Annotated in this window: 17 protein-coding genes; 4 read left to right on the top strand and 13 right to left on the bottom strand. The window is 57.4% G+C overall.

What is annotated here, in order from left to right; genetic code table 11:
- Positions 1-57: 57 nt before the first annotated feature.
- The 3 genes from mazG to nudE are packed head-to-tail and all read right to left on the bottom strand — an operon-like array spanning position 58 to position 2,205.
- The gene (mazG, locus tag G7069_RS05955) at positions 58-873 is read right to left on the bottom strand and encodes a nucleoside triphosphate pyrophosphohydrolase (RefSeq protein ID WP_166295279.1); all 816 of its coding nucleotides are present in this window, start codon (positions 871-873) and stop codon (positions 58-60) included.
- Entirely contained in the window at positions 864-1,664 is an 801-nt protein-coding gene (cysQ, locus tag G7069_RS05950) for a 3'(2'),5'-bisphosphate nucleotidase CysQ (RefSeq protein ID WP_166295278.1), read from the bottom strand. Before cysQ ends, mazG begins: the two co-directional genes overlap by 10 nt.
- On the bottom strand, positions 1,642-2,205 hold the full coding sequence (gene nudE, locus G7069_RS05945) for an ADP compounds hydrolase NudE (protein ID WP_240912493.1): 564 nt from the start codon (positions 2,203-2,205) through the stop codon (positions 1,642-1,644). Before nudE ends, cysQ begins: the two co-directional genes overlap by 23 nt.
- A gap of 54 nt (positions 2,206-2,259) precedes the next feature.
- Here nudE and G7069_RS05940 point away from each other — a divergent pair, with 54 nt between their 5' ends.
- Positions 2,260-3,627 (top strand): adenosylmethionine--8-amino-7-oxononanoate transaminase, encoded by a 1,368-nt coding sequence (locus G7069_RS05940; protein ID WP_166295274.1) that lies wholly within the window; start codon positions 2,260-2,262, stop codon positions 3,625-3,627.
- The gene (locus G7069_RS05935) at positions 3,624-4,358 is read left to right on the top strand and encodes a 16S rRNA (uracil(1498)-N(3))-methyltransferase (protein ID WP_166295272.1); all 735 of its coding nucleotides are present in this window, start codon (positions 3,624-3,626) and stop codon (positions 4,356-4,358) included. The genes G7069_RS05940 and G7069_RS05935 overlap by 4 nt, the downstream gene beginning before the upstream one ends.
- 3 nt (positions 4,359-4,361) lie before the next feature.
- Here G7069_RS05935 and G7069_RS05930 read toward each other — a convergent pair whose 3' ends face one another.
- From G7069_RS05930 to pilG, 7 genes are read right to left on the bottom strand one after another with little or no spacing between them, the layout of a single operon-like run.
- Positions 4,362-4,835, bottom strand: coding sequence for a chemotaxis protein CheW (locus tag G7069_RS05930; protein ID WP_166295270.1), 474 nt, complete (start codon positions 4,833-4,835; stop codon positions 4,362-4,364).
- The gene (locus G7069_RS05925) at positions 4,832-6,628 is read right to left on the bottom strand and encodes a chemotaxis protein CheB (RefSeq protein ID WP_166295268.1); all 1,797 of its coding nucleotides are present in this window, start codon (positions 6,626-6,628) and stop codon (positions 4,832-4,834) included. Before G7069_RS05925 ends, G7069_RS05930 begins: the two co-directional genes overlap by 4 nt.
- Positions 6,615-12,674: an Hpt domain-containing protein gene (locus tag G7069_RS05920; protein ID WP_166295266.1), complete on the bottom strand. Its 6,060-nt coding sequence runs from the start codon at positions 12,672-12,674 to the stop codon at positions 6,615-6,617. Before G7069_RS05920 ends, G7069_RS05925 begins: the two co-directional genes overlap by 14 nt.
- 55 nt (positions 12,675-12,729) lie before the next feature.
- The gene (locus G7069_RS05915) at positions 12,730-14,739 is read right to left on the bottom strand and encodes a methyl-accepting chemotaxis protein (protein ID WP_166295264.1); all 2,010 of its coding nucleotides are present in this window, start codon (positions 14,737-14,739) and stop codon (positions 12,730-12,732) included.
- Between the two features lie 51 nt (positions 14,740-14,790).
- Positions 14,791-15,321, bottom strand: a complete 531-nt coding sequence (locus tag G7069_RS05910) for a chemotaxis protein CheW (RefSeq protein WP_166297596.1) — start codon at positions 15,319-15,321, stop codon at positions 14,791-14,793.
- A gap of 10 nt (positions 15,322-15,331) precedes the next feature.
- Positions 15,332-15,697 (bottom strand): response regulator, encoded by a 366-nt coding sequence (locus G7069_RS05905; protein WP_166295262.1) that lies wholly within the window; start codon positions 15,695-15,697, stop codon positions 15,332-15,334.
- A gap of 12 nt (positions 15,698-15,709) precedes the next feature.
- Positions 15,710-16,108, bottom strand: a complete 399-nt coding sequence (gene pilG / locus G7069_RS05900; protein WP_166295260.1) for a twitching motility response regulator PilG — start codon at positions 16,106-16,108, stop codon at positions 15,710-15,712.
- A gap of 193 nt (positions 16,109-16,301) precedes the next feature.
- Between pilG and gshB the strand changes: the two genes are divergently transcribed.
- Both gshB and G7069_RS05890 read left to right on the top strand, forming a co-directional pair.
- The gene (gene gshB, locus G7069_RS05895; RefSeq protein WP_166295258.1) at positions 16,302-17,255 is read left to right on the top strand and encodes a glutathione synthase; all 954 of its coding nucleotides are present in this window, start codon (positions 16,302-16,304) and stop codon (positions 17,253-17,255) included.
- Positions 17,252-18,136 carry an energy transducer TonB gene (locus G7069_RS05890; RefSeq protein WP_166295256.1) on the top strand — a complete coding sequence of 295 codons (885 nt, stop codon included), beginning with the start codon at positions 17,252-17,254 and terminating at the stop codon, positions 18,134-18,136. The genes gshB and G7069_RS05890 overlap by 4 nt, the downstream gene beginning before the upstream one ends.
- Here G7069_RS05890 and tsaB read toward each other — a convergent pair whose 3' ends face one another.
- The 3 genes from tsaB to mrcB are packed head-to-tail and all read right to left on the bottom strand — an operon-like array spanning position 18,137 to position 23,114.
- Complete coding sequence (gene tsaB / locus G7069_RS05885) at positions 18,137-18,850, bottom strand: tRNA (adenosine(37)-N6)-threonylcarbamoyltransferase complex dimerization subunit type 1 TsaB (protein ID WP_166295254.1); 714 nt, start codon at positions 18,848-18,850, stop codon at positions 18,137-18,139.
- The gene (locus tag G7069_RS05880) at positions 18,847-20,799 is read right to left on the bottom strand and encodes an ATP-dependent DNA helicase (RefSeq protein WP_166295252.1); all 1,953 of its coding nucleotides are present in this window, start codon (positions 20,797-20,799) and stop codon (positions 18,847-18,849) included. The genes tsaB and G7069_RS05880 overlap by 4 nt, the downstream gene beginning before the upstream one ends.
- Entirely contained in the window at positions 20,796-23,114 is a 2,319-nt protein-coding gene (gene mrcB, locus G7069_RS05875) for a penicillin-binding protein 1B (RefSeq protein WP_240912661.1), read from the bottom strand. Before mrcB ends, G7069_RS05880 begins: the two co-directional genes overlap by 4 nt.
- Positions 23,115-23,207 lie beyond the last annotated feature (93 nt).

Raw genomic sequence — 23,207 nt, 5'->3', positions numbered from 1 at the left:
AAGATGACCGTCTTCACGTGGAAATCATGTGAAATCGCAGTGCAACAAATAAACGGTTCAGCGCGAAATCGGCTTGTTTTTCTGCGCATTCCAGAGTGTCGTGAGTTCCTCTAGGCGCATTTCTTGCAATTGCTGGCCCGTGCGAGATGCATCCGTCTCCATCCCGCGGAAGCGCTGCTCGAACTTCGCGTTGGCGCCTCTGAGCGCCTTGCCCACGTCAACATTGGCATGGCGCGCCAAATTAGCCACGACGAAAAGCACGTCCCCCAGCTCTTCTTCCAGGCGCTGTTGAAGTTCCGCTGTTTCAACGCCTTGTGCACGTTGATCAAACTCGGCTTCGAGCTCGTCGACCTCTTCGCGCAATTTCGCCAAGACCGGTTTGTAGTCGGGCCAGTCGAAGCCGGTACGCGCGGCACGCGACTGCAGCTTGGTTGCACGGATCCATTCCGGCATGCCGCGCGAAATGCCCGCGAGCGCGGAAGGATCATGATCACCGCGTGCTTTGCGCTCTTCCGCTTTGGTGGCGTTCCAATTCACCAAGACGGCTTCCGCATCTTTTACATCGACATCGCCGAACACATGCGGATGACGCCGAATCATTTTTTCATTGATCGCGCGAACCACATCCTCAAACTCGAATGCGCCGGCCTCGCGTGCCAATTGTGCATGGAAAACAACTTGGAACAGCAGATCACCCAGCTCGTCTTTTAAGTCAGGCATGTCATTGCGGGCGATCGCATCCGCGACTTCATAGGCTTCTTCAATCGTGTAGGGCGCAATGCTGCCGAAATCTTGCTCCAGATCCCAAGGACACCCGCCATCGCGATCACGCAATCGCGCCATGATGTCGATGAGTTGATTGATTAGAGCCATGATTGCCAAGGCAGGGTGCTGTCGCCAATGGCGAAAAATGATGGGTTCAACAAGGTGTCGCGTCGGTTGTATTGCAGGGGCGCACCTTCCAAGTCTGCAACGCGTCCACCTGCGGCTTCCAAGATCGCTTGGCCAGCTGCTGTGTCCCACTCACTGGTGGGGCCGAAGCGTGGATAGAGATCCATCAAGCCTTCGGCAATCATGCAGAACTTCAGCGAAGAACCGCAGCTGACCGGTGCTGCCGAAGGCATGCGCGACATGTAGGCCTGCGTGACGGCATCTACGTGAGAACGACTCGCTGCGACGCGCAACGGCGTGTTGGCTGGTGCCGTGACTGAAATGCTGCGCTCTCCCTGGCCTTCGCGTTTGTACGCGCCCTCACCCGGCAGGCCCCACCACACAGCGCCATTGACCGGCTGTTGAATCACGCCGAAGACCGCGCGTCCGTGGCGGACCAGTGCGATATTGACCGTAAATTCGCCATTGCGTTTGACGAACTCACGCGTGCCGTCGAGTGGATCGACCACCCACAACTCGGGCCATTGCTGCCTGATGTGTGCGTCATGACTGGCGGCGTGCTCTTCTGACAACACAGGTATATGCGGGGTAAGGCGCGTGAGTGCTTCGACAATGATCGCATTAGAGGCCATGTCGGCTGCCGTCAGCGGTGAATTGTCCGTTTTCTGCACGACATCGAATGGCGTGGCGTAAATCTGCATGATCGCGTCACCCGCCTGCTGCGCAATGTCGATCACTGCGTCACGAAGCTCAGGCGTCAAAGCGACCTCCATCGGCCAACCATGCGCGAACGATAAAGAGCGCGGCCAAACTGCGGCCATCGGAAAAGTCGTCTTGCAACATATGTGATTCCAAGTCGCGCCATTTCATCGGTACGCGTTCCAAGGGTTCGGGCTCATCGCCCGGCAACTTGGATTCGTAGAGGTCTGCAGCGACGACCACTTGAATTTCATGCTGCATGAATCTGGGTGACAAACTCAGCGCGCGCAATACCTTCAATTTGCGTGCGCCGAAACCGATTTCTTCCATCATTTCGCGATTCGCGGCATCGATGGAGGATTCGCCAGGATTGGCAAGCCCCGCGACCAAACCGAGCTCGTAGCGATGCACGCCGGCGGCATACTCACGCACCAGCATGACGGTGTCGTTGTCAATTAGCGGCACTACGCACACGGCTTGCGCGCCGCGCGCCAGCACGCGATGAAACACGCGGCGTTCGCCATTGCTGAATTCGAGATCCATCTCCTCGATGACGCGCCCACGTCCTTCGTCGCGTTCGCGGATTTCATGGATCACGGGCAAGGATCGTTTCAAAGCTCTGTCTTCTATGGGCGATAATGGCCGAATGGCACAACAGGCACTCGATCGATGATAGCCGAGCATGGTGACTGGGTGGCACGTGATCTTGCACACGTGTGGCATCCCTGTACGCAGATGCGCGAACATCCGGACACTTTGCCGCTCATCCCCATAGCGCGCGGCGACGGCGCTTGGTTGATCGGCACCGACGGCCAGCGCTATTTGGACGCGGTCTCCAGTTGGTGGACCAATATTCATGGCCATGCGCATCCCGCCATTGCAGCCGCCATTGCGCAGCAAGCGGGGCAACTCGAGCACGTGATGTTGGCCGGCTTTACGCATGCGCCTGCCATTGAATTGGCGGAACGCTTGATAGACATCGCACCGACGTCTGCAGACCGCAAGCCATTGAATCGCGTGTTTTATGCGGACAACGGTTCGTCTGCGGTGGAAGTGGCGCTTAAGCTCGCGTATCACTGGTTCGTGAATCGCGGCGCGCCTGAGCGTAATGTCTTTGTGGCTTTGGAAAACGGCTATCACGGTGAAACGCTGGGCGCCCTGTCAGTAGGCGACATTCCGCTCTACCGAAAGACGTATGCGCCTCTGCTGACGCAAGCACATTTCACGCCGGTGCCTGTGCGAACACCTTTTGCCACCGAGGCAGAACAGATCGCAGCAGCGGATGCCGCGGCCGATGCCTTGGACGCGTATTTGCGCGACAACGGTGCACAGGTATGCGCGGTTATTGTGGAGCCGCTGTTGCAATGCGCCGGTGGCATGTTGACCTATCACCCGCGCTGGCTTCAACGGGCGCGCGCGGCTTGCGATCGCCATGGTGTTCTTCTCATCTTGGATGAGATCGCGACGGGCTTTGGCAGAACGGGCACGTTGTTCGCTGCCGAACAGGCAGGGATTCAACCGGACTTGATGTGCGTGTCGAAGGGCTTGACGGGCGGTGCATTGCCACTTGCCGCAGTCCTAGCCACTGAACATGTCTATGAAGCGTTCTTGGATGACAGTCGCGAACGCGCCTTTCTACATTCGCATAGCTACACCGGTAACCCGGTGGTCTGTGCTGCGGCATTGGCCTCACTCAAGCTGTTTGAAGACAATGACGTGATTGGGCGTAACAAGACGCTCGCGGCTTCAATGCAAGCACGTGCGCAGTCACTGCGTTCATTGGACCCGGTTGCAGATATTCGTCCGTGCGGCATGGTGGTGGCGTTTGATTTGAGACCTGGCGGTGACTGGTCGCGCAGTTTTGATCCTGCGAAGCGTGTTGGATTACGCGCCTATCGTGCGGCGCTGTCGCGTGGTGTCGTATTAAGACCGTTGGGCGACGTGCTCTATTGGATGCCGCCCTATTGCGTCACAGAATCCGAGTTGGATCTTTTGCTCGATGTCACCGCACACGCCATTCGGGAGGCGACACAGTGAGATTGAATCGTGCCTTCGTCGATCACGCATTGGTTGTGGGCAAGTCATTTGACTTGCCCGAAACCGTCGCGGGCCATTGGTTGCGCGTTTTAAGAATGCGCCAAGGTGACACCGCCGTTGTGTTCAACGGCAGTGGCGTTGAGGCGGACGTTGCGATTCGCGCATTGGATAAGCGCCATACCACGATAGAAGTGATGGCGATTCGCGAAGGGATTGCCGAATCTCCTTTTCAAATAACATTGCTGCAAGGCGTCGCGCGCGGCGAAAAGATGGACCTGATCTTGCAGAAGTCGACCGAACTTGGTGTTCACGCCTTCGTGCCTGTGTTTAGCGATCGGAGCGAGGTCAAACTCGAAGGTGAGCGCGTGGTTAAGCGCGTTCAACATTGGCGAGGTGTGATTGTTGCCGCGTGCGAGCAAAGCTGGCGTAGCGCGATCCCTGCGGTGTCAGAGCCGGTGCCTCTGCGACTGGCATGCGACGCGCTGAACACCACACATCGATTGATTCTTGATCCGGACGCGACGCACGTCGTGCGTGATGTCTTGCCCGCGTCGGCAACAGATTGTGTGATTGCAGTGGGACCCGAAGGTGGTTGGTCAGCAAACGATATGCGCGTGCTGACGAACGCAGGTTTTGCGGGTGTACGGTTGGGCCCGCGTGTGTTGCGTACAGAAACGGCAGGCATCGCTGCGATTGCGGCGTTGCAATCGCATTACGGCGATTTGGCTTAGCGCTTAGGCCGCGAGGGCGGTTAACTTCGCTTCGACTTGATCCAAATCCGGAATGATGGCTTCTTCATCATTCAAGTTGGCAATGGCACGGATACACGCGGCCAAATCATTGGCATCTGCAGGCGCTTCGAGCGTTGAAGCTTTCACTGTGACCAAGCGTGGGAAGCCGTCAGCCATGATGGCCATATAGGGCATGCGCGGATTGCCGCCCAGCGCCTTCACCACGATCACGCGTCGGCGACCCCCTTGCGATTGCACAGGCGAGCGTGATTGCACACCCGCCAAGGCTGCGAAATCCAGCAAGGGTACTTGCCAACCGCGCCACCGAATCAAGCCAAGCAGCCATTCCGGGCCGCCTTCGACGGCATCCGGATCGGAGAACGAAAGCACTTCGGTAATCACGGAGTTTGGCAACAGCAATTGCCCTGCGCCCGTTTGCACAATCACACCACGCAGTTCATCCGGCAAATTGCTCATTGTTGTTCCTCTTTGTTCCAACGCGCATTCAATTTTTGTGCGATGGACATTGCATCGAGCGCTTCCGCACTCCTTGAAATCATGATGGACGGCACGGCGAAGTCGAAACAGCCATTCTCTGCTTGCGCCGCAACCCACGCGCCACGCGCTTTGAACTTGGAACCCGTTTCCGTCCAATCCACATCCGCACCGCTCAAGAACACAATCGCGCTGTCTGAGCCCGGAAATTGATCGGTGAAGTCGATGAAACCGCGACGCGCGCTGTCTTCTTCGAATGCATAACCGTTCGGGATCTTGCGCACAGTCACGCCGGGAGAAATGACATAGGCGGTACCGCGTTGAATATGCAGTCCTGGTACCGCCAGCTCGACTTTCATATTCGAAGCGCGTTCCATTTGTCGTGCCAAACGGTCGTAATTGGCCGCATCCAAATGCTGCATGATGAACAGCGGTCTTGGGAAAGCTGCGGGCAAGGTGCCCAACACGGTACGCAGCGGATCAGGTCCACCGGCGCCACCTAATAGGAACACGCCACCGTCGCGTGGTACTTCATGGACGGCATCGTCGGTATCTTCGCTGGCTTCTAGACCATCGGTACCGTCATCCATCAAGGACAAGGTCGAGAATCGAGAGCCTGGAATATCGAAGTTCGACAAGGTGCTTTCGGGTGTTTCAACGTGCACTTCCGGCACGTCATCGTGATCGGTCAACGCCCACTCTCTTGGCGACTCGGGTGCATCGAGTGCAGCGGTGACGTTGGTTGCGCGAATGGCATCGCTTTCGAGCGGCAAGTCATTCGGTTGCGCAGGTGCTTCAAGTGCTTCCGCGGTTTGCAGGCCAGCAGGTGATGTGCCTGTTTGAAAACTGAATTCACTGTCCAGCGCTGCTTCGTTCTCTCCTGCACTATCAACGGCGAGCGTTGCGCGCTTCACCGGTGGAATCGGTGTTTCTTCGTCTACGGCTGCAACGCTTGCGATCAGCGCCTCGAGATCTTGGTGCGCAGCGGGTGCGGCTGGCGCACTGGGCTTCCAACTGTCTTCCACATCGTAGGCTTGAAACATTTCCCAGCTCGCGTCTTGCGCAGCTGATGGGACACCTTTTGATGCGACATCTTCCGTGCTCGGTGCCGGCGGCACGATATCTGCATCCGGCACAGCATCGATTTCGGCAAAGCTGCCGGGATCGTAGTCAATGGGTTCTTCGACGTCTTCTACAGAGGCGATGGGCGCGACTGCAAGGACTTCGATTTCGGGTTCGCTTTCTTCAACGACGGGCATTGATACCACGACGTCTTCGGTCACGCCTGTCTCGACGGTGTCTTCGAGCGCAGGTTCAATACTTCGCTCCGGTTCGCCGTCCTCGGCGGCGGCACGCGAATCCGTATCCGTTCTACGCCCGGCATCACGCGGCTTGGGCGCCACAAACCCTTGGTCGTCACCGACGCCCTCGGGTAGGAAATCGTCGCTGCCAATGAGCTTTGCGGCCAAGTGGCGCGACCACCGTGCTGAGTCCCAGCCCTGACGCGACGTCACGACACTGGCTTCTTCAAACAACAACCGAATGGAAGGGTCTGCCAACACGCTGTCAAATTTATCCAGCGCGTCTTCTGTATTGCCATCCAAAAGCACGACCACGTTCTTCGGTGCGTGCTTCAAAACGCTATCGGCGTCAGACGTCAGGGGATCGACTTCGACCAAGGATTGACGTGTACTTTCCAGCGCACTGCGCAGGGCATCGCGCGCCTCACAAGGCGCGGCGAGCAACACGGTCACGACGTTCTCAGCGCTGCTCACGCGCCTGCTCCAACAACTCGTTGACGTTCTTCAGAAGTTCGGGTTCCTGATAGGGTTTACCGAGGTAGCGATTCACACCGATGTCGAATGCACGTTCGCGATGCTTTTCACCGGTACGTGACGTAATCATGATGATCGGCACGTTGCGCAGACGCGGGTCGCGACGCATTTCAGTGGCGAGCTCGTAACCGTCCATGCGCGGCATTTCGATGTCGAGCAGCATGAGGTCAGGCACTTGTTCTGCCATACGCTCAAGCGCGTCGATACCATCTTTCGCGGTCAATACTTCGTAGCCTTGGCGTTCCAAGACACGACCTGTGACCTTACGCATCGTGACCGAATCGTCGACCACCATCACTACCGGAACGACGTGCGTATCAGCCGCTTGTGCCGGTGCCGCGTCGAGATCACGGGGTGCGCTGGCGAAGCGACGAGCCAAGGGCACGACGTCGAGAATGACGACAACACTACCGTCACCCATCACCGTAGCGCCGAAGATGCCTGGTATGGAGCCCACTTGCGGCCCCACCGGCTTCACCACGATTTCGCGGTTACCGATGATTTGATCCACACCCACAGCAACACGGAGATCACCTGCACCGACCAGCAGCATCGGGATCTGCAATTGCTCATCCGCACGCGCACCGGCTTGGTTCAACAGCAAGCCAAGGTCGTGCACCGTGTACTCGGCACCACCGTATTGCAGCTTGGATTCGCCGGGGACATAGGCATCGCGCGACAAGCGGCTCACACCTTGCACAGAAGCGATCGGCACTGCGTAACTGGTTTCACCGATGCGCACGAATACGGCAGGTGTCACAGCGAGTGTTTGCGGCAAGCGCAGTGTGAATTGCGTGCCTTGCTTGTGCTCCGACGAGATTTCCATCGAACCGCCGAGCTGGCGGACTTCGCTGTCGACCACGTCCATGCCCACGCCGCGGCCGGCTAGTTGGCTCACCGACTTCGCAGTCGAGAAGCCAGGGCTCAAGATCAATGAAGCCAATTCGGTGTGCGTCGGCTCTGCATCGGAAGCGATCAAGCCTCTTTCGATGCCGCGCTTACGAATGGCGTCGTAGTTCAGACCTGCACCGTCGTCTGAAATCGTCATCACGATTTCAGACCCTTCGTGCTTGATCTGTACGTTGATCGTGCCTTCTGCGGACTTGCCCGCGCGACGACGTGCAGTCGGCGCTTCAATGCCGTGTGCGACTGCGTTGCGCAACAAATGTTCCAGCGGCGCCGTCATGCGTTCGAGCACGTTGCGATCGATATCGCTTTGCGCACCGTGAACGGCGAGCTTGGCTTCCTTATCGGAATCGCTTGCAGCTTGGCGAATCACGCGACGCAAGCGCGGCAAGACCGAGTCGAACGGAATCATGCGCGTACGCATGAGACCTTCTTGCAAGTCGGTACTCACACGCGACTGTTGCAACAACAGTGTTTCGTATTGACGCGTCAGGTCTTCCAGCGTCGCCTGCAGCGTCGACATATCGTTCGCGGATTCGTTCAGACCGCGGGTCAATTGCTGCAAGGTCGAGAAGCGATCGAGCTCGAGCGGATCGAACGTCGGGTCGCGTGCGTCATGTTCGCGTTGGTAACGCGCAACGATTTGCGCTTCGGTTTCGAGATCCAAACGACGCAACTGGTCGCGCAGGCGCAAGTTGGTTTGTTCCATTTCGCCCATCGACGAACGGAACGCGCCCAACTGTTGTTCCAGTCGCGAGCGGTAGATCGCGACTTCACCGGCGTAGTTGACCAAGCGGTCGAGCAAGTCTGCACGGATACGCACTTGTTCTTGCGTGCCGCGACTCGTCGTGGCGGCTTGTGCTTCTTTATCGAGCGCCGTTTCAGCAGGTGCTGAAAGCGCGGCCATTTCGACTTGCGTTTGTTCAACAACGGCCGCTGCCGAATGATCGAACGCAACGCCACGAGCGCGCGCGTTGAAGGCGGCAATAAGCTCGTTGGGTGCAGTTGAGGACTGACGCACCATGACGCGTTCGCTCATGGCACGCAAGGTGTCCAGTCCGCGCTCGAGCAAGGGGATGGTGTCCGCACCGAATTCCGTGCGCTTATCCGCAACGGCTTCGAGCAAGGATTCCATCGAGTGGCCCAAGTCACCGATCGACATGATGCCCGCCATCCGCGCACCACCCTTCAGGGTGTGCAGATCGCGCTGCAGTGCTTTGATCGTTTCAGCGGTGTCAGTTTCATCGCGCAGCTGAACAAGCAAACCATCCGAGTTATCTAGGATGTCGTTACATTCTTCGGTGAAGATATCCAGCAGTTCGAGGTCGAGCTGCGAGGCATCCAGCGGGTGTGCCGGGCCGATGTCGACGCCAAACGTAGAGGCACTTGCTTGCGCTTGGAAGGCAGGCGCCTTTTCGCGTGCTTCGGGTGCAGAAATATCTTCAAGCGGCGCGGTTTCCGCAGCGCGCTTGGCGAATTCTGCTTGCTCGGCAGCGAAGCGAAGTGCTTCTGCTTCAGCGGCGGCTTGTTCGGCTGCAGCTTGTTCTGCTGCTGCTTGCTCTGCTGCTGCTTGCTCTGCTGCTGCTTGCTCTGCTGCTGCTTGCTCTGCTGCTGCTTGTTCGGCTGCTGCTTGTTCGGCTGCGGCTTGTTCGGCTGCGGCTTGTTCGGCTGCGGCTTGTTCGGCTGCGGCTTGTTCCGCTGCGGCTTGTTCGGCTGCGGCTTGCTCGGCTGCGGCTTGCTCGGCTGCGGCTTGTTCGGCTGCGGCTTGTTCGGCTGCTGCTTGTTCTGCTGCAGCTTGTTCGGCTGCGGCTTGTTCGGCTGCTGCTTGTTCGGCTGCTGCTTGTTCGGCTGCTGCTTGTTCGGCTGCTGCTTGTTCGGCTGCTGCTTGTTCGGCTGCTGCTTGTTCGGCTGCTGCTTGTTCGGCTGCTGCTTGTTCGGCTGCTGCTTGTTCTGCTGCTGCTTGTTCTGCTGCTGCTTGTTCTGCTGCTGCTTGTTCTGCTGCTGCTTGTTCTGCTGCTGCTTGTTCTGCTGCTGCTTGTTCTGCTGCTGCTTGTTCTGCTGCTGCTTGCTCTGCTGCTGCTTGCTCTGCTGCGGCTTGTTCGGCTGCGGTCTGGTCGGGTGCGATTTGTTCCGCTGCTGCTTCGAGACGCTCAGATTCCGCAAACTCAGCGGCGATACGTTCCAGCTCAAGATTATCTGCTTCGGCTTGCACCGCAGCTTCAGCGTCTGCGAGCGCAGTGCTGCTTGCTTCTTCATCGGCGTCAAAGACGTCGCCGTGATCTTCGCCCAAACCGAAGTCTTCCGGCATCGGTGCAGGCAATGCATCGCGCAGGGCAACGAACTGATCTTCCAAGCTTCCGATGAGCGGCACCATTTGCGGCGTGGCTTGCAAGGACACGATGCTTTCGCGAACGTGTGCTGCCAAGGTGTTGAGCGCTTGCACGCCCGCCTCGCTCGGCATTTGACCCGCAGACTTGAGGCGCTTCAAATACGCTTCTGCCGGGCTTGCTGCATCACTCACGCCGGGCACTTCGGCCATCGAGAATGCACCGTTCATGGTGTGCACCGCACGTACAACGGCTTCATCCGGCACTGCCGGTTGACGCGCCAACCATTCATCGAGGTGGACCATGTGGCCTTGTACTTCGGCCGACAAGATTTCGAGCAACACCGGGTCAATTTGAACCGGCGTGTGCGTCGGTGCCGCGACTTCAACCACTTCTTCGGCAGCCGCACGCGCGTAGGTGACGTCTTCGCCATTGGCGAGTTGGTCTGCCACACCCTCGATACCGGCGAGATCTACCTCCGGCACCGCTTCGTTGCGAAGTGCCCCATAGAGCGCGGGCAGCTCATCCATCGCGGCATCAACCAATGCGACAACTTCCGGCGAGGCCAATCGTGAACCGTCCAACACACGGTTCAACATGTTCTCAATCTTCCAGCTGAACTCACCGAGTTTCGTGGCGCCCACGAGTCGGCCACTGCCTTTCAAGGTGTGGAAAACGCGACGAATCGGGCGCAGACGGTCTGCGTCACCGGGCGCTTCCCGCCAAGCAGGCAACAAGACGCTTAAGTTTTCAATTTCGTCCTTGAACTCTTCAACAAAGATCTCGCGGATCTCGTCGTCGATGTCGTCCTTCGTCAGGTCAAACTGCAATTCAGGACGAACCGCCAAGCTCGCCTTCAAGGAGTCAGTCGCATCTGTGCGTGCCCACGGGCGAATTTGCGAGGCGTCTTCTGCCTCGACTTCGCCCTTCGCGGCTTCTTGCACTGCGAGTTCTTCGTCTGCCTTTTGCGCGGCGGACGCTGTTTCCAAAAATGCCTCATAGGCATCTTCGACTTCATTGCCGAGCGAAGGCATCGGCGCTTCTGTCATATGCGACGGCAGCGGCCAGTAACGCAACGCCTCGAGGCTTTGTTGCGTAATGGCGAGAATGTCTTCACGATCTGCGCGTTTGTCGCGCAATGCTTCGAGGTAGTACTCGACGCTGGCAATGGCGTCTGCGAACGTATCGAGCTGTTGGCTACCGGGTACGCGGCGCTTTTGAATCAGTTCGTTCTCGGTGAACAATCGAATGCCGGTGACATATTCAGCCGATTGCGGCAATTCGAGCATGCCCAATGCGCCCGAAACTTCATTCAACAGTTTCGGCACTTCGGCCAATGCGGCGTGGTCCCAACCTGTTTCGACGAAGGCCACAAAGGCTTGGCGAGCATCGCCAAAGTTCACAACGGCTTCGCGCGTCAGTGCAGCGAGCAATTGCTCGGCATCCGACGTGCTGATGGAATCGTCGCCTTTATTGCGGCCGACTTCACGGCCCAATTGGGCAACCTGATCTTCGAGCGATGCGTCAACGAACAGCAATGCGCCCGCAACATCGAGCAGCACCGATTCATCGGCTGCCTTATCGCCTTGAACAACACCTGCCAACAGATCACGTTGACGTTGGATCAGATCACGTGCGCCGCCCAAGCCCAACATGCCGAGCGTGTCTGAAATACGGCTCAGTGCTTCGACTTCATTGACCAGTTCGGATGCATTGGTATTGCCGGTGCGCAGATGAAGGTCCAGCGAGTCTTTGACGCGGAACACATCTTCTTTCAATGCGCTGGTGACTGTATCGAGCAACGCACGATTAACACCGGTCACACTACTTTGTGCGTGTGCGAGTTCTTCCGCACTGACGGTTTGTTGATGCAAACCGAAGGTATCGCGCAAGCGATCCAAACTCGGATTGGCGGTGTCGATTCTGGCAACTTGTTGCAACAGTTTGCGAACCGGCAAATACGATGACGATGCATTACCCGAAGCGAGCCCGGACTCTTGACGCGAGGCTTGTACTTCTTCGATGACTGAGTTGAATGCTTCACGCAATTGACGCGTCGCATCGAGTGCGCCGTCGTCCATGGCCTGTGCAGTTTCAGATGCAACCCACAGGAGGCGACGCATGTCTTCGTCACGCGCAAAGCCAAACAAACCATCAATGCGTTCTTTGAGCAACGATGCTGAGATGTCAGCGTTCGACTGCCACTCGTTCAACATGCGACGCAAATCGCCTTCATATTGATCAAGCAGCTCACGCCCACCTGTCGGCGCTTGTTCCGGGACCTCGACCACTTCCTTCGGCAGCGGACGTTCGAAGTCGGGCGAGAACAACACCGACTCACCCAAGGCCGACTCACCGCGGAAACCGCGCAGCTCATTGAGCAAGGGCAACAAAACCACCGGAATATCGCGGTGGCCGCTTTGCAAACGTTCAAGGTAGTCGGGCAATTGAATGGCCGCGCGCCCAAGGGCAGCACAGGCCTCATCACGTTGATCAGCGATCTCGCCATCGGACAACGCCGAGGTCAAGGCATGCATTTCTTCGATCAAGGTCGCCGGCGCGTACAACTCCAACATGCGCAGCGTGCCTTCGATCTGCCGCAATTGGTTGGTCGCATCGCGCAACGGACCCACATCGCCCGGTGCCTCGACATAGGTCTCAATATCGCCTTGCACTTGGTGGAGTGCCGTATCCAACTCCGGCTTTACCCAACCAAGTGTGGCGTGTTCAATCGCCTCGCGTAACGCGCTCATTTATGGATCCTTGGACTCTTCGCTGCTTCAGTCACTGACTCAATCCGTCCGGCGCTCAGGCCGGGAGCTTAAAGTCGGCGACCGAACGACGCAGGTCGGTTGCGAGCTGAGCGAGGTTTCCAATCGATTTCGCCGTTTGGTTCGCGCCTTGCGACGTTTGGGCGGTAATCGAACGAATCGTATCCATCGTGTGCGTGATGTTCGATGCTGCGTTTGATTGTTGCTCTGCAGAGTTCGAGATGTTTTGAATCAAGCCTGCGAGATCGCTCGACACGCGTTCGATTTCACCCAGTGCCGTACCTGCGTCTTCTGCCAAGCGTGCACCACGCACCACTTCCGTGGTGGTTTGTTCCATCGAACTCACTGCTTCGTTCGTATCGGACTGAATCGCATGCACGAGACCTTCAATTCGCTTTGTAGCGCGAGAAGCGCGTTCTGCGAGTCGTTGCACTTCGTCGGCCACCACCGCGAACCCGCGGCCTGCTTCACCGGCGGATGCGGCCTGAATGGATGCGTTCAATGCCAAGATGTTCGTTTGTTCGGAAATGTCGTTAATCAGTTCCACGATCGAACCAATTTCTTGCGAGGATTCACCGAGGCGTTTAATACGCTTCGAGGTTTCCTGGATCTGGTCACGGATGTTGTCCATGCCCTGAATCGTTTGACGCACGACGTCTGCACCGTTCGTCGCAATTTCCACCGAACGTTGTGCCACCTCAGCAGACTGTGCGGAGTTGCGCGACACGTGTCGGATGGAGGATGCGATTTCACCGATACGATCAGAGGCCGAGGTAATTTCTTGCGCCTGGTGTTCTGCTGCTTCTGCAAGGTGAAGCGCGGTGTTCTGCGTTTCTTGTGCGCCTGCAGCGACCTGCACTGAGGTGTCGTTAATCGTACCCACGAGGCTGCGCAGCTGTTCGATTGCGAAGTTGATGGAGTCCGCGATTGCGCCCGTCATATCTTCGGTCACCGTCGCCTTCACCGTCAGGTCACCTTCTGCGAGCGAGCCCATTTCGTCGAGCAATCGCATAATCGCTTGTTGGTTACGCGTATTGAGTTCTTCGAGGCTGGCTTGACGCAGCTTTTGTGCGCGCCATTGCGAGAACACCAACATCAAGAGCGAGAAGAGTGTGGCCAAACCCGCCGCGATGCTGATCCACAAGTTACCCAGAATGCTGGTGTCTTTCAGCGAGCCGGTGGCGGTAAACGCGTTAAAGAGACCGCGGCTGTCGGTCAAGAGTTTGTCGGCGTTGTCGGTAATTGACAATGCAGCGGACTGTGCAGTGAAGAGCTGGCGTGAATTGCCCAAGATGGCGTCCACGTCCTTCTTCATTTCAGCCCATTGTTGATTGGCTTTTGCGAGCGGCGCGACTGCGGCGCCACTGACTTTGCCGACCTGCGCACCACCGTTGGTCAAATCGGTCATCACCTGGCTAAACACGCCTGCGTCTTGACGCAAACCGTTACCTGCCACAGGTGCACCCGCACCACCTGCACGGATTTCCGTGATCCGGCGTGCCATGGACGATGCCAACACGATCTGACGCATTGCGAACTGTTGTTGTGCCGACGTACCTGCACCACTCAGGCCGTTCACCACTTCGTTCAATTGCGCTTGAAGATCAGGGACGCGGGCGTTGAAGTGATCTGAGTTACCCGACAGACCGGTCAAGGCCGCTTGTGATGCGAGCACTGCATCACCGCTCTTAGCCAACGGCGCCCAAGTCGTTTTCACTTTGCCAATATCGCCGCTCACCAGCGGATCGTCGCCATAGCTCGAATCGACGCGATTCACAGCGGCTTCAATTTGCGCTTTAACGTTCTTCAGCGACGCAAATGCGGGCTCCTTACCATCGACCGCTTCGCGGCTTTGGTTGGCGTATTGCTGCGAAAGCACCTGCAAATCTGCAGCAGCGGACGAAGCACCACCGTATCGGCTGGACTTGAACAAGGAATAGCCGGCGTTCAGTGCGAAAACCAGAAACGAAATCAACAGGGCCATCAACCAAAAGTTGGTGCCCTGTGTTCGTGCCTTGTCCATTAACGATTCAGATGCGGTGCTCATGTGTTCCCCTTTACTACAACGCTTTATGTGGTGGTGATTGTCCGACGCGGCTTAGAGAGCGGCGCGCCTGAATTCGGGTGTACGGGTTAATGCATCGAAGTCGAAAACGCCCCAAGTTTCGTCGTCTTTCTTGTATGCACGTTCAATCAAATGCTTGTAGCGGCCATCGGTCAGGCTGCCCGGATCGACTTGCTCTGCGTCTTCGAATGCGCGCTGACCAATCAATTCGTCAATCAAAACGCCGACGTCACCGCCTTCTTGACGAATCGTGAGCATGCGTTGGTTCTCATGCATCACAGTGCGTTCGCCTTCAAGGAACATTTTCAAATCGACCAATGGCAGCAAATTACCGCGCACATTGATCAAACCGAGCAGCCAGTTTTGGCCGCCCGGTACGGGTGTGGCAGGTGGTGCCGACAGAATTTCTGCGACATCGTCAAAGCGCGATGCCAGCAGTCTGTGGCCAATGCGGTAAGCCAGGCCACGCCAACCGATGCGCCCGCCGACTTCTTGCGGTGTGCCGGCGACGTGCGCAAGGCTGCGCGCATCCAGTTCGCACAAATAGCCGTAGGCCGATTGAATGGCGTCCACTTCAGGTCCCGAGAATGGCGGAAATACGTGAGACGAAGTCCGCTTCCTTGACGGGTTTGACCATGTAGTCACGGGCACCCTGACGCATGCCCCATGCCTGATCCACTTCCATGCCCTTGGTGCTCACGATCATCACCGGAATATGTTTGGTGACTTCGTCTTTGCTGATGGCACGCGTGGCCTGAAATCCGTTCATGTTGGGCAGTACCACATCCATCACGACGAGATCAGGCAATTCACGTTTACAGGTCTCAATGCCTTCTTCCGCGGAAGCAGCAGTGAGGACCTCGTGTCCTTGTTTAGATAGAAACTGGGACATCACCGTCATCTCTGTCGGTGAGTCCTCGACAATTAAAATTCTTGCCATGTTGCGCGCCCCCTAAGCGGTCACATGAGATCTAATGGCACCCAGCAATTCTTCACGCGTGAATGGCTTGGTGAGATATTGTTCCGAGCCGACAATTCGGCCCTTGGCTTTGTCAAACAAGCCGTCTCTGGACGACAGCATGATCACCGGCGTCGATTTGAAGACCTGATTGTTCTTAATGAGCGCGCAGGTTTGATAACCGTCAAGGCGCGGCATCATCACGTCGACGAAAATGATGTGCGGATGTTGCTCGACGATCTTGGCCAAGGCCTCGAACCCGTCACTCGCCGTCACGACGTCACACCCTTCGCGTTTCAGCAGAGTTTCTGCTGTACGACGAATGGTTTTGGAGTCGTCGATCACCATCACCTTCAGCCCGCTCAAATTGCCGGAAATGTCGGTTGATTCCATTGAAGCCCCTATAGCATTGCCGCTGCACATCGCAGAGCGGTATATGTGGAATGTTTCACCTGCGGCTCCCTATGTCAAGCGCAGGTTCATCCGGAAAAATGCTGAAAAGCCAACTGCATAGCAGTTTTGTGCGACATTTTGATTCCGCGGGCGCGCAGCTTAATCTATGGCATCGAATTGAGCGGAGTTTTCAATGTCCTATGCGGTCTGGGTCGTCATGGACCCCATCGAGCACATCAAACCGGCAAAAGATTCGACCTTTGCGATGCTGCTTGAAGCCCAGCGTCGAGGGCTCGATGTCCGATACGTCGAACCGGGCGGATTGTCGATCCGAGACGGTGTGGCACGCGCGCGGGTCGCGCCACTACAGGTGACTGACCGCGCTGCAGACTGGTTTTCGCTGGGCGACTATCAAGATGTACCGTTCAGCCACGGCCAGGTGGTCCTGATGCGCAAGGATCCGCCCGTGGATGCCGAGTTCATCCATGACACCCATATCTTGTCTATGGCCGAGCAACAGGGGGCGCTGGTCGTCAATGCCCCGGCCGCCTTGCGCGACTTCAATGAGAAGCTGGCGGCTCAGCTGTTTCCACAGTGCTGTACACCGACGCTGGTGACGCGCCAACGCGCCGAGCTCAAGGCCTTCGTCAAGCAGCACGGGCGCGCCGTCTTGAAGCCTCTGGACGGCATGGGTGGGCGCTCCATCTTTCAGGCCAATGCGGACGACCCCAATCTCAATGTCATTCTTGAAACATTGGCCGGCGACACCTCGCACTTGGTCATGGCGCAAAAATATGTGCCGGAGATTGTCGATGGCGACAAGCGCATTTTGATCGTCGGCGGTGAAGTGGTGCCTTACTGTCTGGCGCGTATTCCGCAAGGTGATGAGTTCCGCGGCAACCTTGCTGCCGGCGGGCGCGGTGAAGGCCGTCCCTTAAGTGATCGCGACCGCTGGATCGCGGCCGAAGTGGGGCCCTTCTTGAAAGCACGTCATGTCTTGTTCGCAGGGTTGGATGTCATTGGCGACTACTTGACCGAAGTGAACATCACCAGCCCGACCTGTATTCGCGAACTTGATGCACAGTTTGATTTGAATATTGCAGGCACGTTGTTTGATGCCATTGACACGCGAATGAAATCTGCATGATCGATTTCGCTGCAACCGAAGTCTTGGCGCCGAAAATCGGTGCATCGCAAAGATTGAGCGCGACGACTTTGTTGTCGCTTGCGATCCATCTGGTGGCCTTACTCGGTATCGGGTTTGCAGCGCGCGGCGCGGCGCCGGTCGTACCGACACTCGACGTCATCATGTCGACGACGCGCACTGCACTCTCGCCCAAACAAGCCGCCTTCTTGGCGCAGGTGAACAATGAAGGGGGCGGCGAGCACGACAAAACATCAAAACCCTCTGCACCACAAAGCGGCGTGGCATTGACGGAAACGGATGGCCTTGCGACTAAGACACTGCGTGCGCAATCGCCCGCGCCACAGCCTCCGCCTGAAACGCGCGTGATTGCGGGTCGCGATGATACCTATCGCGTGCCCTCAGCGCGCGAAACACAAACACGCGCGGTGCAAGCAACCGCGACCGGTGATCGCCGCGTGGATTTCGATATGGACGTCGCGCGTTTGGCGGCAGAGATTCACCAACAGTCGGACAACTACGCCAAGCGACCCAAAGTCAAATTCATTTCCGCCGCAACGCGTGAATTTGTATTTGCCACCTACCTTCGCCAATGGGCAGATCGCGTTGAACGCGTCGGCAATTTGAATTATCCCGATGAAGCGCGACGCCGACAATTGAAAGGCAGCGTGCTGTTGAGTGTCGGCATTCGAAAGAATGGCAGTGTTGAGTCGATTAACGTCGTGCGCTCGAGTGGGAAAAAAATTCTCGATGACGCAGCAGTGCGAATTGCGCGTTTAGCAGAGCCCTACCCCCCCATTCCGAGAACCAGCGAAGAGCTCGACTTGCTGATGGTCGTACGGACGTGGGACTTCCAACCCGAAGGCACGGTCACCAGTCACTGATCAAGACGCGTCGCGTTTTGCCGCTTCGCGTTCTGCGATGGTCTGAGCCACGTTGTTGCGCAAGTAGATCGGCTCGATGGCTTCAGCCGCGTGCCACGCATACTCGCGATCCGCGACATTCGCCAACTGCAAGAGTGCGCGCCCGTCAGGCAATGCGTTTGGATCAACGATGCTGAGCTTCGCCTGGTCTAGCTGTGTGAAACGCTCGGCATAGGCGGAAAAACCTGTGCCAAATCCAAGCCAACCGGGTGTCATCACGTGAACATCCTCCGGCGGGCACACACGCGCTTCGCTGAGCGCGACTGGCACACCGGAACGCCATTCGAATTCCCCCCAATACACTTCCTGCATGCGCGCATCCATGGCAACGGCGATGCGCTGACCTTCTTGCGCTTGTGCGGTGGTCGCAACAATGCGCAAGGTACTGAATGCTGCAACAGGCAAGGCATGCGCGAACGCCAAGCCTTGTACCAGCGCCACGCCTAAGCGAACGCCCGTGAATGCACCCGGACCCGCGCCGACCGCTAAATGCGTGATCTGTTTGCGCGAGATTCCAGCTTCTGCACACACCGCTTCCACCCATGGCAATGCCAACTCCGCATGTTGGCGCGGCGCAAGAGCGTGCCGATGAAACACCTGTCCACCGGATTGCAGTGCGATGGAACAGGCTTCAGTTGAAGTTTCCAAAGCCAGTACGTGTCTATCGGTGGTCATGCGGCGAGCTCGGCCTTTGCTGCGAAGAACGCTTCCACATCTTCGAGCCTGCGTGTGATGACGGCGGGCGGCAGCGAATCAATGAAGGTTTTTCCATAGCTCTTCTCTGTCAAACGTGGATCACACAAGACCAAGACGCCACGATCTGTTTCTGTGCGTATGAGTCGACCCACGCCTTGCTTCATCGCAATCACGGCTTGTGGAATCTGCTCATCGCGAAACGGCACACCCCCGGCACGACGAATGGCATCCAAGCGCGCTTCGAACACGGGATCGTCTGGCGCTGCGAACGGTAACTTGTCGACCACCACCACGCTCAATGCATCACCGGCGACATCGACACCTTCGCGGAAGCTGGCGGTGCCAAGCAAGACACCATTACCCGACGCGCGAAATTGATCGAGGAGTTGCGCGCGCGGCGCTTGGCCTTGCACGAATAAGGGCCATGGCTGCGCGGCCAGAAGTTCAGCGGCTTCTCGCAGTGCACGATGCGATGCGAACAGCACAAACGCACGTCCATTTGACGCCTTTAAGACCGGCACAACACGCTCCATCATCGCGTGGGTGAAATGACGGTCTGAAGGCTGCGGGAGTCCGGTGGGCAAATAACACAAGGCGTTTTCCGCCCATGCAAATGGGCTGGGTTCCAACAAGGTTGTCGGCGCGTCCAGGCCTAAGCGCTCGACGGCATGACTGAACTGCCCTGCGATGGAGAGCGTTGCAGAAGTAAATACCCACGCGGCACCACTGGCTTCGCGTTGCGTGCGCAAAGCACCCGACACATCAATGGGTGTTCTAGATAGACGAAAACCGCGCGCTGACAACTCGTACCAATGCACGCTGAGTGCTTCATCTGGATCGACCTCTGCCGTTGTATCGAACCATGCCGTCAACTTTTGGCGAATCAAGGCTGCGCGCGTGTGCAATGCATCCAAGACAGTGGATGTGCCTTCCAATGCTTTCAGGCTTTCAATCAGATGTTCGAGATCGGCGCCCAACTGCAGGGCGGCAGCTTGTACTTCCGGGAAGGCATTCAAGCGATCACGCGTGCCGCGTGTCGGAATCCCTTCCATTTTTTGTCGCAGGACTTTTGCGCTGTTCTCGACTTGCAGCGCAACGGGCGAGATCATCGCTGTACCGGTCGCAACAGATTTCGCTTCGAGCACACATTCACGCGCGCACTCAACGATTTGCCGCGCACTCAGTGCTTCACCGAAGAACAAAGCTGCAAGTTCGGGGAGCTGATGTGCTTCATCAATCACAAACGCTTCCGCGCCCGGCAGAATTTCGCCGAAGCCTTCTTGCTTCAATGCGAGATCCGCCAAAAGCAAATGGTGATTGACGACCACCAAATCTGCGGCTTGCGCGCGTTGCCGTGCTTTGACGACGAAGCAGTCCGCCCAAAAAGGACAGTCCGTACCCAAGCAATTGTCGGCCGTGCTCGTCACCATCGGTAGCACTGGACTATCGTCTGGAATGCCTGCGACTTCCGCCAAATCGCCTGCCGTCGTACGCCCACTCCAAGACACGATGCGCTGGAACTGATCCACGTGTTCGCGCGTGCCAAATCGAGATTCGCCTTTAGCCAATTCCATTCTGTGGAAGCACAGATAGTTGGCGCGGCCCTTCAGCAATGCCGTTTTGGCGCCCTGACCGAGTGCATCCCGCACGCGTGGCAAATCGCGATGAAAGAGCTGATCTTGCAATGCGCGCGTGCCGGTAGACACGATGGCCTTCTTGCCAGACAACAATAGGGGCACGAGATAGGCGTAGGTCTTCCCGGTGCCCGTGCCTGCTTCGGCCAGTAGGGTGCCGCGCGTGGCGATCGCATCCGCCACTGCGGCCGCCATACGTTGCTGCCCTGCTCTGGGTTTGAACCCAGACAAAGCTTCGTCCAAAGCGCCACCTTCAGACAGGGACGCCAGTACTTCGTCTTGCCACATACTCATTGACCTACAGGCGGCGCCTGCGGAACGGGTTGGACTTGGCGCGCCGGATCGCCTCTTTGAATCCAAGCATTGTCGTTACCGGGTGTGCCTTCGGGGACGGGCATCGCAGGGTCATCACCGATCGGCATCGCGTTTGGATCATCCGTGGGATATTCCTCAGGTGCGGGTGCACACGATTGGAACGGTGGTGCGAAGCCGCGAACAAAAGGCATGCGTTGCGCACCTGGGCACCCTGCATCCGTTGAATTGGCGCCGGATACCCATTGCCAGTCCAGCCCACGTTGATTCAATTGCAAAGGTGCGGTCGGCAGCTTCTTAAAGATAGAAGACCACACGCGCATGGCACCCGTTGAACCATAGAGGCCGGTCGGTTTGTTCTGATCGTTGCCCATCCAAATCACCGCCAAATGGTCACCGGTGTAGCCGGCATACCAGCTGTCGCGGCTGTCATTCGAGGTGCCTGTTTTACCGGCAGGCGTCAGACGGCCGAAGCCATCATTCATCAATTGTCGTGCCGTACCGCCACTCACCACACGCTGCAGTGCGAAGGTGACAAGACGTGCTGCAATCGCATCCCCTTCCTGGGCAGGTGCCGGCGCTTTGTCATAGCGTTTGAGCGCCTTGCCGTTGCGATCCAACACGCCACGCACAGAACGCAAGGGTTGGATTTCACCGCCACTGGCCAAGAATTGATAGGCCTGCGCCATGGCATACGGACTTTGATCTGTGGCACCCAGTAGCAAGGAGGGATTGTTCCCCGTTTCGATGCCAGCCAACACCTTCATCAAGTCACTGACGCGTTCCGGCTTCACTGCCATGCCGATACGCACCGTCGCTTGGTTATAGGACTGTGCCAAAGCATCGATCACGCGCACACTGCCATGACTGCGATTGTCTGAGTTGTCCGGGCTCCAGCGCTTGCCATTGCCCAAAATCACTGAGACCGGTGAATCTTCGACATACGTCGCCAAAGACCATCGACCCGGTTGTGCCAAGGCCAACATGTATTCAAACGGTTTGATGATCGAACCGACCGGACGTTTTGCATCCAGCGCACGATTGAATCCAGCTTCTCTGTAATCCTTGCTACCCACCACAGCCACGACTTCACCGGTGTGGACATTGGTCATGACAACGCCCGCGTCCAAATCGGGACGACGACGACCAGCGACGCTCTTGATGGCCGCAGTGACCGACCCTTCCGCATAGGCCTGCGCACTCGGCGACATCGCGGTCATCACAGACATGCCGGCGCCTGAAAGATCATCGTTTGAGTAATCGCTGGCCAACTGACGTCGCACCAACTCAACATACGCGGGGAAGCGATTGCCACCGCCCCCTTCCGGGGTTTTCGTGACACCCAGCGGTGCTTTCACCGCCGCTTCGTATTCCTTCTGCGTCAGCACATTGTTCTGAAGCATTTTCTCCAAGACGAAATCGCGGCGTTCTCTTGCGCGCTCCGGATTTTTCCGCGGGTCATACCACGACGGTCCGCGAACGATGGCAATCAGCAATGCGATTTGTTCGTCACTTAAATCGCGGACGTTTCGGTTGAACCAAAACTTAGAGGCCGCGGCCACGCCATGAATGGCTTGGTTACCTTGCTGACCCAAATAGACCTGATTGAAATAGGTCTCAAGAATTGTGCGTTTGTCGTAGCGCGCTTCAAGAATCACTGCGTACAACATTTCTTTGAATTTGCGCGTGTACGTCTGCTCTTTGCCGATACCGAGTAAGCCACTTCGCGCCAATTGTTGCGTCAGCGTACTGGCGCCCTGTTTGCGATCACCGGATTTGAGATTGATCCAGATCGCACGCATCACGCCAGTGAAATCCACACCGAAGTGATGGGCGAAATCTTTGTCTTCTACCGCCTGCAAGCCGGTGACCAACTTCTCGGGCACCTCTTCAAGGCGAACGATCTCCCGCTCTTCCTGATTGCGACCATACAAGGTACCGATGCGCGCGGGATCCAAGCGCGTGACTTTCATCGGGGCTTTGCTGTCGCGATCGCGCAGCGTCGCGACTTCGCCATCATTCAAGGTCACTGCAATGCGATGCGGCTTGATCAGGCCGCCGACGTCATTGAAGCCGCGACTTGAAATTGTGAATTCGTTGCCCTTTCTCGCATAACTGCCCGGACGTTCACCGACACCATCGTCGCGGTACGAGGCCATGTCCAATTCCGACTTCAAGGTCTCGCCCGACATCGCAATGCCCGGTTGCAACTGCAAGGGACGTGCATAGACGCGCGTCGGCAACTGCCATTGCAACTGACCGAACCGTGCGCCGACCTGATAGTTCAGGTACAGCATGTACGGAATCAGGAACCCTAGGAAAAGCGCGAAGGCGGCGAGGCCGGCCACCAATGCCTTTCTCAGCCAGTACGCCCGGCCACCTTCCGTGTC

This window comes from Lysobacter sp. HDW10 (genome assembly GCF_011300685.1).
Taxonomy (GTDB): domain Bacteria; phylum Pseudomonadota; class Gammaproteobacteria; order Xanthomonadales; family Xanthomonadaceae; genus Solilutibacter.
This window is presented reverse-complemented; position numbering and strand designations above follow the sequence as displayed.

Bases quoted from the DNA above. Each gene is read 5' to 3' on its own strand.
- mazG (WP_166295279.1), bottom strand. From the start codon at position 873: ATGGCTCTAATCAATCAACTCATCGACATCATGGCGCGATTGCGTGAT.
- cysQ (WP_166295278.1), bottom strand. From the start codon at position 1,664: ATGGAGGTCGCTTTGACGCCTGAGCTTCGTGACGCAGTGATCGACATT.
- G7069_RS05940 (WP_166295274.1), top strand. From the start codon at position 2,260: ATGATAGCCGAGCATGGTGACTGGGTGGCACGTGATCTTGCACACGTG.
- G7069_RS05930 (WP_166295270.1), bottom strand. From the start codon at position 4,835: ATGAGCAATTTGCCGGATGAACTGCGTGGTGTGATTGTGCAAACGGGC.
- G7069_RS05920 (WP_166295266.1), bottom strand. From the start codon at position 12,674: ATGAGCGCGTTACGCGAGGCGATTGAACACGCCACACTTGGTTGGGTA.
- G7069_RS05915 (WP_166295264.1), bottom strand. From the start codon at position 14,739: ATGAGCACCGCATCTGAATCGTTAATGGACAAGGCACGAACACAGGGC.
- G7069_RS05905 (WP_166295262.1), bottom strand. From the start codon at position 15,697: ATGGCAAGAATTTTAATTGTCGAGGACTCACCGACAGAGATGACGGTG.
- pilG (WP_166295260.1), bottom strand. From the start codon at position 16,108: ATGGAATCAACCGACATTTCCGGCAATTTGAGCGGGCTGAAGGTGATG.
- gshB (WP_166295258.1), top strand. From the start codon at position 16,302: ATGTCCTATGCGGTCTGGGTCGTCATGGACCCCATCGAGCACATCAAA.
- G7069_RS05890 (WP_166295256.1), top strand. From the start codon at position 17,252: ATGATCGATTTCGCTGCAACCGAAGTCTTGGCGCCGAAAATCGGTGCA.
- tsaB (WP_166295254.1), bottom strand. From the start codon at position 18,850: ATGACCACCGATAGACACGTACTGGCTTTGGAAACTTCAACTGAAGCC.
- G7069_RS05880 (WP_166295252.1), bottom strand. From the start codon at position 20,799: ATGAGTATGTGGCAAGACGAAGTACTGGCGTCCCTGTCTGAAGGTGGC.
- mrcB (WP_240912661.1), bottom strand. From the start codon at position 23,114: ATGCTGTACCTGAACTATCAGGTCGGCGCACGGTTCGGTCAGTTGCAA.